The sequence below is a fragment of the Anabaena sphaerica FACHB-251 genome (assembly GCF_014696825.1).
GTDB lineage: Bacteria > Cyanobacteriota > Cyanobacteriia > Cyanobacteriales > Nostocaceae > RDYJ01.
Map to the genome: position 1 here is coordinate 255689 of NZ_JACJQU010000005.1, position 13710 is coordinate 269398.

The 13710-nt window shown below is 39.9% G+C and carries 13 protein-coding genes; 7 read left to right on the forward strand and 6 right to left on the reverse strand.

Annotated elements, in window-relative coordinates:
* The first annotated feature begins 222 nt into the window (after positions 1 to 222).
* The 4 genes from H6G06_RS11930 to H6G06_RS11945 all read left to right on the forward strand — a co-directional run bounded on the left by H6G06_RS11930 (position 223) and on the right by H6G06_RS11945 (position 3060).
* Positions 223 to 1155, forward strand: coding sequence for a Sll0314/Alr1548 family TPR repeat-containing protein (locus H6G06_RS11930; RefSeq protein WP_190560316.1), 933 nt, complete (start codon positions 223 to 225; stop codon positions 1153 to 1155).
* A gap of 83 nt (positions 1156 to 1238) precedes the next feature.
* Entirely contained in the window at positions 1239 to 1691 is a 453-nt protein-coding gene (locus H6G06_RS11935) for a DUF3531 family protein (RefSeq protein ID WP_190560318.1), read from the forward strand.
* A gap of 132 nt (positions 1692 to 1823) precedes the next feature.
* Complete coding sequence (locus tag H6G06_RS11940; protein WP_190560320.1) at positions 1824 to 2255, forward strand: NUDIX hydrolase; 432 nt, start codon at positions 1824 to 1826, stop codon at positions 2253 to 2255.
* 244 nt (positions 2256 to 2499) lie between these two features.
* Complete coding sequence (locus H6G06_RS11945; protein WP_190560322.1) at positions 2500 to 3060, forward strand: Uma2 family endonuclease; 561 nt, start codon at positions 2500 to 2502, stop codon at positions 3058 to 3060.
* A gap of 55 nt (positions 3061 to 3115) precedes the next feature.
* Here the strand turns inward: H6G06_RS11945 and H6G06_RS11950 are convergent, their stop codons facing one another.
* Positions 3116 to 3448, reverse strand: a complete 333-nt coding sequence (locus H6G06_RS11950; protein ID WP_190560433.1) for a hypothetical protein — start codon at positions 3446 to 3448, stop codon at positions 3116 to 3118.
* Complete coding sequence (locus H6G06_RS11955) at positions 3448 to 3837, reverse strand: hypothetical protein (protein WP_190560324.1); 390 nt, start codon at positions 3835 to 3837, stop codon at positions 3448 to 3450. The genes H6G06_RS11950 and H6G06_RS11955 overlap by 1 nt, the downstream gene beginning before the upstream one ends.
* A 159-nt stretch (positions 3838 to 3996) precedes the next feature.
* On the opposite strand from H6G06_RS11955, the gene H6G06_RS11960 reads away from it, so the two are divergent.
* Positions 3997 to 5442, forward strand: a complete 1446-nt coding sequence (locus tag H6G06_RS11960; RefSeq protein ID WP_190560326.1) for a DUF3370 domain-containing protein — start codon at positions 3997 to 3999, stop codon at positions 5440 to 5442.
* Positions 5443 to 5524: 82 nt separating this feature from the next.
* On the opposite strand, the gene H6G06_RS11965 is transcribed toward H6G06_RS11960, so the two are convergent.
* Entirely contained in the window at positions 5525 to 5830 is a 306-nt protein-coding gene (locus H6G06_RS11965) for a small RNA NsiR4-regulated ssr1528 family protein (protein WP_190560328.1), read from the reverse strand.
* Between the two features lie 176 nt (positions 5831 to 6006).
* Between H6G06_RS11965 and H6G06_RS11970 the strand changes: the two genes are divergently transcribed.
* The gene (locus H6G06_RS11970) at positions 6007 to 6390 is read left to right on the forward strand and encodes a hypothetical protein (protein WP_190560330.1); all 384 of its coding nucleotides are present in this window, start codon (positions 6007 to 6009) and stop codon (positions 6388 to 6390) included.
* 117 nt (positions 6391 to 6507) lie between these two features.
* Here H6G06_RS11970 and H6G06_RS11975 read toward each other — a convergent pair whose 3' ends face one another.
* The 3 genes from H6G06_RS11975 to H6G06_RS11985 all read right to left on the reverse strand — a co-directional run bounded on the left by H6G06_RS11975 (position 6508) and on the right by H6G06_RS11985 (position 10286).
* Entirely contained in the window at positions 6508 to 6759 is a 252-nt protein-coding gene (locus tag H6G06_RS11975; protein ID WP_190560332.1) for a hypothetical protein, read from the reverse strand.
* A gap of 133 nt (positions 6760 to 6892) precedes the next feature.
* Positions 6893 to 9949, reverse strand: a complete 3057-nt coding sequence (ppc, locus tag H6G06_RS11980; RefSeq protein ID WP_190560334.1) for a phosphoenolpyruvate carboxylase — start codon at positions 9947 to 9949, stop codon at positions 6893 to 6895.
* A gap of 100 nt (positions 9950 to 10049) precedes the next feature.
* On the reverse strand, positions 10050 to 10286 hold the full coding sequence (locus tag H6G06_RS11985) for a hypothetical protein (RefSeq protein ID WP_190560336.1): 237 nt from the start codon (positions 10284 to 10286) through the stop codon (positions 10050 to 10052).
* Between the two features lie 320 nt (positions 10287 to 10606).
* Between H6G06_RS11985 and H6G06_RS11990 the strand changes: the two genes are divergently transcribed.
* Positions 10607 to 13636 carry a DUF1574 domain-containing protein gene (locus tag H6G06_RS11990; RefSeq protein WP_190560338.1) on the forward strand — a complete coding sequence of 1010 codons (3030 nt, stop codon included), beginning with the start codon at positions 10607 to 10609 and terminating at the stop codon, positions 13634 to 13636.
* Positions 13637 to 13710 lie beyond the last annotated feature (74 nt).

The window sequence follows — 13710 nt, forward strand, 5'->3', positions numbered from 1 at the left end:
TTACCACAGTCTACATAAACAAGACTTACGCAAAACAGAACGAAAGTAGGAGTAATTCATGAATTACCCATACGCAAGAATCAGGTTTTTAGTCCAATCTTGCGTAAGTCCTAATCAAGTAGATTTTTTGGCAGTATATAGAGGCATTTTTCAGTTAACCATTTTTTTGCATTTTAAGTAACACATACGACAAATTCAACCGTAATTATTCTGAGGATTTCCATGTCTAAACTGTTTTTGATTCCTCAATTAACAATGTTGTTTCGATTTCCTGTAGTTTGCAACGTTGCTTTGGCTACTAGCATTATCCTCAATTTGTGTGTAAATCCCTCATTAGCTGGTGATCCGTTTCGCCGCAGCGAACCCCATAAAATTGGCGATCGCACGGAAGCAGCGTTTAAGGCGATTTTCCAACAGGGAAATTATCCAGCAGCAGAGGAGTATCTGCAAAAAGCCATCTCGGATGAAGCAAATGAACCTTTAGCTTATGCGTTGAAGGCATCTTTAGCATACAATAATCAAGATTTAGTTAGCTTGGAGAAGTACAGCAAAAAAACTTTAGAAGCTGGACAAAAGCTGATTGCTAGTGACCCTTTGCGTGGTAATTTATACACTGGAGTGGGCAACTTTTTAGAAGGTGCGGTAATTCTTACCCGTAAAGGAAATGTCAATGGTGTCTCACAAGCCTTGAGTCGATTGACAAGAGTCTATGAATATTTAGACAAAGCAGAAGCTATTGATGCCAATGATCCAGAGTTAAACTTAATTAAGGGCTATATGAATTTAATGTTAGCCGTTAATTTGCCTTTTATTAGTCCAGATCAAGCGATTGAAGAACTAGAACAAAATGCTGCACCTGGGTATTTGGTAGATAGGGGTATTGCTTTAGCATACCGGGATTTGAAAAAATATCCTCAAGCGTTAGATTATGTCAATCGCGCCTTAAAAACGACTGCGGACAACCCAGAAATTTATTATCTCAAAGCACAAATCCTGCACGAAAAGGGTAAAAAGGAAAAAAGCCAGAACTTGGTTAAGGATGCGATAGCTAATTTTGACAAAGCCCTGGCTAAAAAATCCCAACTTCCTGCTAGTCTCGTCAAACAAATTGAATATGAACGCAACCAGGCTAAACAGCGCCTGAATAATCTATGATAATTAGTTGTTAGTCATTGGTCATTAGTCATTAGGTTTCTAATTTTGACTTTTGACTTCATATATCTCCCCAATCTCCAAAAATGTACATTCAATTCCGCGAAGTTAATCCTTTTGATGTCTGGATTTGGTTGAAGTTCAGCACCCTTCCCTCTGGACGTGAAAAACAATATGTAGAAGAAGTTTTCAATTCCTGGTTTTATCTAGGTAAATTAGGTGGATTCAATGCCGAAAATCTGCAAGTGCAAGAAACAGGTTTAGAACTCAGTTACATGGATTATGATGCAAAAGGTTATGATAAAAGCCTGGTGGCTTTGATGCACAATATGGGTGAGTTTGAATATGAAGGAGAATGGGGAAGATGCTGGTTTGATTTAGGAACTAGTGATGCGATCGCATTAGATATTCTCATCAACGCCCTCACTCAATTAAGTGAAGAATACGTCACCATTGAAGCCCTATATATCGGTGGTGAAAACGAAGATTGGCCAGTTGAAGATAGTGAAACTCGTGCCTACTCAATTTACGATACGTAGGTCGGCATTAAAAATTTTCGTTATGACAAGGCAAAAGGCAGAAAAGAAGATGTTTGTGGGCAACTTTACTTTTCGTTACATACTTCTGTTTTTTGCACATTTCTACTTAATTAATCACAACTAACAGCCAAAATGAATAACCCAGGTGAAATTAGAGTCATAGTCTTAGCATTAATTCGAGATGGGGACAGAATTTTTGTTTCTGAAGGATACGACCCCACTAAACAATCAACATTTTACCGCGCTTTAGGTGGTGGTATAGAATTTGGTGAAACCAGTCGGATAGCCTTAGAAAGAGAATTTCAAGAAGAAATTCAAGCCGATTTAACTAATATTCGTTACTTGAATTGTATAGAAAACCTGTTTAGCTTCGATGGTAAACAAGGACATGAAATTATCCAACTTTATCAATGCGATTTTGCAGATCCACAATTTTACAAAATCGAAAGTTTAACCTTTTCCGAAACACCAGAAAAGAAACATCGCGCTTTATGGGTAGAAATTGCCAAATTTAAATCAGGAGAATTAAGATTAGTACCAGAAGTATTTTTTGATTATTTGTAAACTCAATTCCCCGAATTATCCCAATACTGTTCGGTTAAGAATTTTAGTAGGTTGGGTTGAACAAAGTGAAACCCAACAAACCGTTGTAAATGTTGGGATACGTTCCTCAACCCAACCTACATAATTTCATGGTTCTGAGCTTAACCGACAAGTATTGCGAATTATCCAATAATTCGGGGAACTATCTCAGAAAATAAAGAGAATTGCTATAATTAACAAATATCATCAACAAAGAGAGTGAATTATGTCTATTCAATTAGTAACCAGACGTTTCACAGTTGAACAATATCATCAAATGAATGAAGCTGGTATTTTAACAGAAGATGATAGAGTGGAATTAATCAACGGAGAAATTATTGAAATGTCACCAATTGGTAGAAGACACGCAGCTTGTGTAAATCGTTTAAATTTTCTTTTTTCACAGTTACTAGGTAAAAGAGTAATTGTTGCTGTACAAAATCCCATAATTTTAGATAATCTGTCAGAACCCCAACCAGACATATCATTACTTAAACCCCGTGCAGATTTTTATGAATCTGGACTTCCTCAAGCACAGGATACATTTTTATTAATAGAAGTTGCAGATAGCAGCATTGAGTATGATAGAAAAATCAAAATTCCTCTTTATGCTAGTAGCGGTATTTCAGAAGTTTGGTTAGTCGATATTTATGAACAACTAATTATAGTTTATCGCCAACCTACTGCAAATGGCTATAGTGAAATCAAAACTTTCCATTTGGGCGATATTGTAGATATTTTAGCATTTCCTGGAATTAATTTAACAGTTGAGAGTATTTTAGGATAAAATCAATTACCAATTACCAATTACCAATTACCAATTACCAATTACCAATTACCAATTAATCATATCTATCTTTTTTTAATTTAATCACTTGCATCACATTATCGTGATGTTGACCACCGATAATATCTTTCAAGTGAATTTTTCCATCAATATACTGTAAATGAATACGCCAACCTGATATTTTATCAATATCAGCACGGTAGATAGCTTGTTTAATACCCGTTACCTTATGTAATCTCGTTTTCGGAAACGTTCTTGTTCTGTGACATTCATTATCTTCTAATTCAGCTAAAGCTTCCAGAAAATCAGTTTTCAAATCATCGGGCAACATTTTCATTGCTTCATGAATCACACCATATTCATCTAGCAGAGGTTTAATTTGTGCCATTAACAACAATTAACTTGTAAATCTTGATTTTCTTCCACAGTGAAATCTTGATAAATCATCTCTGCAACAGCATTATAAGCTTTTTGAGCATTTTCATGATTAACTATTCTAAATAAAGTGATTAGTATACAACCAAAAATTGGATCATCATCAATAGTTAAAATTATTCTGTGGTCATCATTAATTTTTAGACAATATATAGTAGAATCATAGTCATGATTAAGTTTGATATTTCGCAGTTGTTCGCTATGTTCATAAAAAGAATTATTTTCAGATGAGAGAAGTTCAAAATTACGATTCATTTCTTTAATAATTCTAAACTTCTCCGTATCTGTAAATCTTTCTAAATCTTTTTCAAAATCCTTTGTCGATTCAATGAGTATATCCATCAATTTAACTCCTGAGTCGAAAGTCCAAGATTACTCTAAATTTACCTTAATTCCAGAAAATTGAATATAGCATTTATGATCATCAGAAATCCACTTTCCAGAACTTGTATCTATAACTGCACATCTTCAACACCATAGCTTTCTGGAAAATTCAGATTTATGCAAATTAGTCAACTCAGAAATCAACTCATCAAACCTGTATTCATACTCATATCAGGACTTGCTATTACTCAAACCATTGGATGTACAACATTCAATTCCAATAATAGTGAAAATATAGCAGATGCCCAAACACCACCTAAACCAGCACCCCAAGAAATTGTTCAAGGTGGAGAAGTTCGTCCTTTACCTGGTAGCTTAGATAAAATACCCGTTTTTAACAGCAACAGTCCCGAATGGATTAAAACTGAAGGCGTTTTACTTTCTACTTTTAAACCTGATGGTAAAAAAGTTCCAGCCGCACATCTCAATTTCCCCTTTCAAGGACGATTTGATTTATTTGCTCACCACTATACCCACACTCCCAAAGATTTGCAAACGCTTTATTTGGGTGTAATGTTCCATAACCCTGGTAAAAAACCTATTACTGTAGATATTTTACAAGGTGCAAGTTATTTGATGGTAGATGCACCTTTTGTAACTTTAGCACCCTATGTAGAAAATAACGATGGTAAAGCCTTTGCCGGTCCAGGAAATAGGGCAGTAGCTGATGTGCTGAGGGGAGTACGTCAAAAGGATTTTCCGGCTAAATTGGTAATTCCTGCTGGGGGAAGTCGGATGTTATTAAATCATCCTATCCCCGTGCGAAATTTAGAAAAACCTGTAAATGGTCGGTCTAGCTTTTTCCGTTTGCGTAGTAGTGGGAAAGTTTATACGGCTAGTTTAGCGATGTTTGCTAAGAAAAATACTGATGGTACTGACCGTGCGCCAACTTTAGCCGAATGGCAAGATTTATTAAATAACGGTAATTTTGCAGGACCCAGGGATAAAATTCCCACACCGCCCGATGCTAAAGGAGGTCAGTTAATTTACGGACGGGTCGCTGGTGTATCTGAGGGTGCGACTTGGAAAGCAAACCTGGTGGATAACCCAAAAACCCAAACTTTGATGATTCCCCAACCTGGTAAAGCTATTTCCTATCCCATAGCAACTTTACGGAGTGGTAGGTTAGGAACTGAACAAAGCCAAACTGCAAAAATGTTGGTACGTTATCCAGATACGGCTTATGAAGCACATGGCAATTATGGCGTAGAATACAGTCTCAGTTTACCTTTAAGTAATAATACTAATAAAGAGCAAACTGTGAGTGTGACCTTAGAAACTCCGTTGAAAGAAGATAAATTATCTCAAAACGGTGTACGTTTCCGCAAACCGTCTTTAGATTTTCCCTTTTTCCGAGGTACTGTACGGCTACGTTATGCGGATGATGATGGTAAGCAACAAACACGCTATGTGCATTTATGGCATCGTACTGGTCAGGTTTTAGATCCTTTAGTGAAAGTCTTGTTAAAACCGGGGACTAAACGCATGGTCCAGTTAGATGTCATTTATCCGCCTGATTCTACCCCTCCGCAGGTGGTGACGGTGAGAACTTTGGAAAATTGAAGTTATGCATTTACGTAGCGACTATCTTGATGTCAAGCGATCGCTACGATTCTACATTTGTTCGGAGACTATAATAAGAAAATTACTTACCGCCGTAGAAAAAGGCAATTTCTTTTTCTTTCAAAGGAGCAAAACCAGCATCAACAAGCTTTTGGTCTAGTTCTGCTTGGGGGATATGCTTGGCACCGATGCGGACGATGCGAGAACGCATGGTATTAGATACACCACTACGTTGTCTACCTGCTTCTAATCCCATGACTTGGTTATACAGTTCTAACTTAGCGGAGGGAATAGGAGAACCATCAAAATCAATTCCTTGTGCGATCGCTACATCAATAGCATCAGCACCTGTAGTAGTTTGATTCCCTACATTAGTTTCGGTAGTCATGGCAATATATTCTCAGATTTATAGGTATATATTACCAGGTCATTGGACATTGGGTTATTAACTTCCCCCTGCTCCCTGCTCCCCTGCCTCTTCGCTGCCTTCTGCCTCCTACACTTGTCACTTTTGGAAATTTTGGTTTAATCTCAAACCAGCGGTATAGCAATTTAGGTGATGCTATGTCTGATGCCCACACTCCTCGTAACAAAGACCGCAGCCTCGAACAAGCTCTAACTAACAAAATTATCGATGATTATTTCGAGAATTCTGAAAGTTGGCTGAGAGCAATTTTGCGGATGTGTTTTTTCTCCCTCGCTAAAATCAATGGAGAATCCGTTTTTATCGTTGAATGTCCGAATCAAGCCGTAGCAAAGCGCCTGAGTCGTAAAACTTATCCGTTTCGAGGAATGGTATACTTTTTAACTGATAACTTTGATGATAGCGATCGCACTTTATTTTGCTACAAAGACGAACGCAAAGGAAATTGGCGCTGTTTTGATACCAGCACAAATACTTGGCAATCTTTAAATAAGTTGCAATCATCTACTACCCCAAGGGACTAGGGACTGGGGACTGGGGACTGGGGACTGGGGACTGGGGACTGGGGACTGGGGACTGGGGACTGGGGACTGGGGAATCAATTCTATTTTTCCCAATCACCAATCACCAATCACCAATTACTAATAATTTTTGCGCGTTATTGACCCACCAACAAACGCCCCTAATGTTGTACCTGTCCACATTCCAGCTATGCTGCCTTGCCAAATTGCTCCAGGTGTTACCAAAGTATTACACATCATTTTCAAGCCCCAGGCTTGATTTTGACATTTTTGATTATGAAGCATTGAGGTGATTTGTCCACCAATCAAACCACCAAAAAAGCCGGATGATAGTGCCACAAAAGTACAAATTAGAATCCGTTTCTTAGTCATCGTAATTCGGAATACGGGGAGATGGTGAGCAGAGGAGAAATAATAATATCTTCTATCTTTTATCTTCTCTTCTGCTACACCCCTATCTGTCACCTGTCACCTGTCACCTGTCACCTGTCACCTGTCACCTTCTTCAACCTGTATTCCTCATTCCTGCTGCAATACCGTTAATAGTTAACAATGCTCCTCTTAGTAACTCCCCTTTGCTGTAACGGGAGTGAATTACCCCTGGTGTGCTACTGTTCTTGTACTGTCGTAGGCGCTTGAGCAGAGAAACTTGGATAAATCCCAGCGGTACAATTGTGCCATTACGTAACTGTACTGAACGCTGCAAGATGGGATCACCGTCTAAAAGTCGCTGATGCCCAGTTATTTTTAAGACAAAATCCCTGGTGAGATAGAATTCACTGGCAATTTGCTCAAAAACTTTCTCAAACCTGGGTTTATCTTCTGGGTTGGACAATTCCTGTACGTAATGACGCGCCATTTCCATGTCTACTTTAGCCAAGGTCATTTCTGCTTTAGAAATTACCATTTTGAAGAAAGGCCACTTGACATAAAAGTAACGCAGTAATTTCAAGTGTTCTTCTGGTTGTTCGTTTAAAAACTCTTGTAAAGCTGTACCCACACCATACCAGGAAGGCAACAAAAACCTAGTTTGTGTCCAACTAAATACCCAAGGAATAGCTCGCAAACTGCTTAAATCTTTCTTACCAGATGGTCGCCGTGCTGGACGAGAGCTAATTTGCAACTGGCTAATTTCTTCGATGGGGGTGACTTGGTGGAAGAAGTCGATAAAATCGGGTTGTTCGTAAATGAGAGCGCGATAATGCTGACGAGAACGCACTGCTAATTCTTCCATAATCTCATTCCAGGGTTCAATATCATCAAACCCAGTCCGCAGCAAACTAGCTTGGACTACTGCACTGGTAATAGTTTCTACGTGGTACAAGGCCAAGTCCAGCAAAGAATATTTAGAAGCTAAAACTTCCCCTTGTTCAGTAATCTTGATCCGTCCATTAATACTGTGTCCTGGTTGAGCCAAAATCGCCTCATAAGCAGGTCCACCACCCCGACCGACAGAGCCACCTCGTCCGTGGAAAATTCGCAGGTTTAAGCCGTATTCTTCCGCGATTTTTTGCAGTGATTTTTGAGCTTTATGAATTTCCCAGTTGCTACTTAAGAAACCAGAGTCTTTGTTGCTGTCAGAATACCCCAGCATCACTTCTTGCAAGTTAGGGTTGAGGATGGGGGAAGATGGGGAGTTGGGGGATTGGAAAGATGGGGAGGTATTTTCTAGATTAATTGCTTCATAACCACCCGCTAAGAAAGCGCGATAAAGTGGGAGTCCAAACAGCTGCCGCATGACGCTTCTAGAGCGTTGTAAGTCTTCTACAGTCTCAAATAGCGGTACAACTCGAATTGAACCTACAGCTATAGCGGGGTCAAATAATCGCGCTTCTTTGGCTAAAAGCAAAACTTCCAAAACATCGCTGACTTCGCGGCACATACTGATAATGTAAGTTTGGCAGATGTTGAGGCCAAATTCTTGTTGCAGCGATCGCACGACGCGGAAGGTTTCAATTACATCATTGGTTTTTTCAGAAAATGGTAATTCTGCGGGAATTAATGGCCGTCTCGTTTGCAGTTCTCCAGTTAACCAAGCCACCCTTTGAGCTTCTGATAGTTCGTTGTAAGATTGGGGTAAAACTTGCAAGTATTCAAGAATCTCATTGAGCGCATCAGAGTGACGAGATGATTCTTGACGAATATCTAGCTGAGTCAGGTGAAAGTCAAAAATTTCGACTTGACAAATGAGATTTTCTAACTCTCGACAACTTAAACCTGTTTCTGTCAAGTTGCGCTGAATTAATCGTAGTTCTGCCAAAAATTCAGCCCCGGAACGATACATGGGGGAATCTTCATTTGTTGGCGTTTCCCGATTATATAAAGCCAGATTGCGATCGCGTGTATTTTCCAGCCTTCTTAGCACATAAGAAAGTTTAAGTCGATAAGGTTCCTGACGATAACGCAAGGCCAGCGCATCGTATACATCACTCAAAGTAGATTGATCTAACTCTAGCGATTCCAGCAAATCTGGCAGCACATCGCTCCAGTGCATGGACACACTTAATAATTCAATCAGCTGCTTCACCGAGTGAATATATCTCTCTAACACCATCTTGCGCTGATAACAAGCAGTTTTCCAAGTTACTTCTGGTGTCACCGATGGATTTCCATCCCTGTCTGAACCTACCCAAGAACCAAAAGAGCAAAAATTTGTACTAGGTGGTTCTAACCAAGGAAATGTTTGTGCTAGAGAATATTTGAGGCGTTTATAAAGTTGGGGAATACCATCAAATAAAACTTCCTGGAAGTAGTGTAGCGCATAATCTACTTCATCTAATACAGTTGGTTTAAATTGATGCAGTTCATCAGTACGCCACCAGAGGCGAATTTCTTCCAATAATCGCTCTTTTACCTCTGCTGCTTCCCAAGGATAACCACCAGAGCGATTTTCCAAACTATCTAGCTGTTGTAAGAGGTTTACTACCTGTCGCTGTTTATCGCGGATAGTGTGACGAACAATTTCCGTGGGGTGTGCAGTGAAAACTAGGCGGATATCCAGTTGAGAAATCAGACGTTGAATTTGCTGAGGTGGTACATTCAGTTTGAATAACAGGGGAAATAAAGCTGCAAATGTACCCTTTTGTTTAACTGGCGTTGTGTCTGTCCAACTTTGTGATAATGAATCTGCTCCTAGTTCCTTGGTGACAGGTAAGTCATCTTCCCTTTGGTTAGTCGAATAAATAATATTGGCGAGATGTTCCTGATCTATGATGCCTGAATCAGAATAGCGGGTTAGCTGCTGCTTTTGTTCGTATTCCTGCTCAATGATATTAATCAGCTGAAAATAAAGAGCAAAAGCACGAGCAGCACGAATAGCCTCGTTGATATTTAGCTGTTCGATCAATTCGACTGCTGAGGAGGCATGATCATTTGTAGCTTGTCCTTCAGGTGAACACAAATCGCGCAACTGCCGCAATAGATCCACCATTTTTTGTCCGCATTCCTGCCGAAGAACCGACTCCCACAATTCCTCTACTACCTGTAGACGATGACGCAAGAATAATTCAGACATAGGGTAGATATTCGCTGCTGGCGATGAAGAGTATAAAAGGGAACCCATATTCTCCGCTCTAGTAAAGCCAATTACTGTTTACAATTTTAGTTTTGTGCTGGTTGGTTTATAGGATTACCCGAAGCCAATAAATGGTTATATATAACTGTCAGCTTTGGTTTAGTTCCTGTTCATCTGGAAAGTTGAGAAGGGGGAGGCGATCGCCTCTAAATACTTCTTCACTGGCTGATCCTAAAGCTTCCAGTGCCTGACCAGTTGCTTTATCTGCTACAAGTAGCAGTAGCATAGATGCTGTAGCTATTTGTAGGAGACAAGATTGGGGAATACTAAACAAAATCAGATTTAATCCTGGGCTTGGTAAGGGGTTTTGGGTTACAGGTGACATTGCTAATTCTTAGTGATGGCCAGATGAGTAAAATAGACGCAAAACTCAATACTGCTTGCTTAAGAGTCTGAAAGTTGTAAATTATTGGTTTGGGTAAAGGGTAAAGGTTTTTTCTTTCCCACGCACCGACAAGTATTGACGCAAAACTCAATCTTCTGAGGATATGTAACCTTGATAAGACTATCTTTGCCCATTTTGCAAGCTCCAAAGGTAACAAAATTGTTAAAAAAAAACTGCAAAATGTGATAAATCTATGGTTCTAGTTTACAAGTACAGGCAAAATCCCCCAACACTCGCTTCCTGTTAAAATTAGCTTCATAATGAAAACATTATTACTAGATCGCCAGCAAACCTTAGTGCAATGGGTAAGCCAAGCAACAGGAATCAGCACTTTCGGGGTGAAAGTCCGGTTGCTGGGAAATGAACTGCATATCCTTTGTGAAGGTACAGACTGCCCACAACGTTGGCAAACTCTTTCTGACTTGCTACAAGCACTTGGGCAAACAGATTTAGATAGCCTCACAAATGAGGAACAATCCTCAATATACCAAGTATTGGTCTATGGTCGGAAGAAAGGAGAACACCGTCCTCAATGGTGTCATCGGGTCTACTTAAATCAATTAGATCGCCATCTAGAGCAGGTAGAGCAAGCACTGTTAGCAGAAGCCAAAAAATCCAGACTACCTGGAGGGGCGCTGATTGTCTCTAATGAAAGTTTGGCACGTCAAGGCAACCCCGATGCGATCGCTCGTTATCTGAGTGAAAACCTGAGTAAGTTGGGTGTGGCTGTACAAGTTAAAAGCAAGCCCTACGAGTCTAAAGCCAACTCCCAAAAAACAGGTAATCGTCTCTGGATATTCTGCCAATCAACTTATAGCCCTGATGCTACATTACTGGCTGAACCAGTAGCCCAACAGTTGCGACATCTCAAGCTGGCTGGCTATGAAGATGCTGTTATTGTATCCCAAGTCCGGGGTGAGAGTGAGCCTGATTGGCGGTTGCGGGTAGATTTAACCCCACCGGAAACCATGCTCAAAGAATGGGCGCGGTGGGGGGATGTGCAAGCGATCGCTCGCTTGTTAACTGAGGTATTGTCAGATTTAAAAATTGCTGTTCAAGCTTCTCTCAAAGAATTTACCCTACATATCTTTTGCACTCCTGCATTTGACCCTCTAAAAACTGCTCCCGCACCAGATAAAGAGGTGTGTTCCCCGGTAATTCTGGCCCAGTTAGAAAAGATTGCACCCCAAGGTATTCTGGCAGCAGCTGTATACGGACAAAAAACAGATGATAAGCAACCTGTTTGGGTAGATTGGTTGTCTTTACCAGCTGCACAGCATCCCGCCTTGGCAACAACCACCCTGGATCTAGGTACTACTGGGGATGAACCAGCTATCATTTTCTTACTGGAGCGCCTGATCAATCAAGATATGGATTGGCGGTTAAAAACAGGCGGTATCCGCGTATTATTGCTACATAAGGGTGATTTACTGCACGTTATGTGTGATGCACCCAATTGTCCCACACGCCAACAAGTAGCCATCAAAGTCATTCAATTTATTCGCCAACTCCACATTGTCGGCGTTACTGGTGTGAGAGTTTATGGTCGTCGTGCTGGAGATCATGAACCTGTTTGGCATCACGGAGTTGATTTTGGACAACGCCACCGATTAGTACCAGAAGCTACACCAGAATTTGCTGCTACAGCTGAATATGTCAGCGATTTACTTAATAACAATGAAGCTAACGAGCCAATTCTGCGCCCTGACTTAACAACCCAGGAAGTTCAAAATTTGGTGACTGAAGTAGCACAAGACTGGGTAGAAACTGCTCACAAACAAGTCAGAAAGCTACTTTTAGCAACACAACTGTTTGCAGAAACTAACCAGTCAGCTGACCATAACCATGATGAACAAGGACTATGGGTAAGTGTAGTCTGGGTAGCCTTGGGATTAATACTCACAATCCAAAGTGATTGGATGTTAGGTTACGTGATTACTCGTACTATACAAAATTCACCCCCAGATAATAGTGCTTTATCTTCCTCATCCTCACAGTCCCAGGCATCTTTAACATCAGGAAAAAATCAAGATCAAAAATCAGCCTTTTTTACTAGCACCAATAACACAAAATCTTCTCAATTTGGTAATTCGGCCTTTAATGCTTCTGGCTTTACCCAAAATGATAGCCCATCAGAAAATTTGCCAGCTGCGCCATTGAAACAAAAAGCTAACGCCACTGCTATTCTGTTAGCCGCACGGTCACAGATGCCCAGTTTTAATGCCAGGCAATTAGATGAACAATTAGCACTTTATAAACAGCGTTTGGCAACAACTAAAAAACCGCCAGATGTGCTAATTATTGGTTCTTCTCGTGCCTTGAGAGGAGTTGATCCCGTCGCCCTTTCTAAAGCATTGGCAACTCAAGGTTATCCAAAAATTGACATATTTAACTTTGGTATTAATGGTGCTACAGCCCAAGTTGTGAACTTTATCATTCGTCAAGTTTTAGAACCTTCAGAATTACCAAAACTTATTATTTGGGCAGATGGTTCTAGAGCTTTCAATAATGGACGTGAAGATATCACTTTTAATACTATTGCTGCTTCCAAAGGGTATCAAGAAGTCTTAAAAAAAGCCACAAAACCTGTCGATAACAATAATTTATCCCCGCAAAAATTAAACACAGTAAAAGATGAAAATGATCAAGATAAAACAGTAGATTTTAATAGCTATCAAGTTGCTAACGAATGGTTAAACCAGGCTTTAGTTGGTATGTCTGCCAGCTACGAGAATCGAGACAAAATTAAAGCATTATTGCAAAAACAACTCAAATATTTACCTTTTATTCATAACTATCAGCAAGTTAACTCAAACATTAAATTGACTAGCGACCTAAAAGAATATCAGTCCGCACAAGGGGTTGATTTTGATGGCTTCTTGCCCTTATCTATTCGTTTTAATCCTGCTACATACTATCAAAATCATCCCAAAGTATCTGGAAGTTACGACAATGACTATAAATCTTTTCAACTAGGAGGTGAACAAGATGCAGCTTTACAATCAGTTATAGAGTTTACTAATACTCAAAAAATAGCCCTAGTATTTGTGAATATGCCCCTCACAGCAGATTACTTAGACACGATGCGGACAAAATATGAGCAAGAATTTCAAAAATATATGTTAGATACTTCTACTACTCATACCAACTTGATCTACCGTGATTTAAGTCAAATCTGGCTCAAAGCAAATGACTACTTTTCTGACCCCAGTCACCTCAACCGCTACGGAGCTTATGAAGTCTCTAAAAAGCTGGCTACTGACCCCATGATTCCCTGGACTGTTAAATAAATGGGGACTCTGAAGAGGAAGGGGCGCAGGGGAAACAGGAAATAAATTATTATCTTTCTCTTGCCTCTTGCAAC